Origin of the sequence: Photorhabdus sp. RM96S, assembly GCF_042879335.1 — a bacterium.
GTDB lineage: Bacteria > Pseudomonadota > Gammaproteobacteria > Enterobacterales > Enterobacteriaceae > Photorhabdus > Photorhabdus kayaii.
Map to the genome: position 1 here is coordinate 1 of NZ_JBHFKT010000327.1, position 211 is coordinate 211.

The window sequence follows — 211 nt, forward strand, 5'->3', positions numbered from 1 at the left end:
TAATGCTGACCCGCGGGGGCGCAAGACATAATGCCAATTATACGCATTAAGCCGCTCATCGATGCTCAGGCGGTTGCCCTGGCTCGCCGGCGCAGTGCGTATAATTCCCCCGCATTATGTTCAATAGGCGTTGGGCGGCCTGGACCGGCTCAACGGGGACGCCGGGGCTTGCGCCGCCTGACGACTATTTACCCCCGCGTGCGCCGAGGCT

Annotated in this window: 1 protein-coding gene; it reads left to right on the forward strand. The window is 62.6% G+C overall.

Features of this window, described 5'->3' with window-relative positions; all coding sequences use genetic code 11:
- Positions 1-30: 30 nt before the first annotated feature.
- On the forward strand, positions 31-211 hold a 181-nt coding region (locus ACGF49_RS25545; protein WP_387493662.1), incomplete at its 3' end, for a hypothetical protein.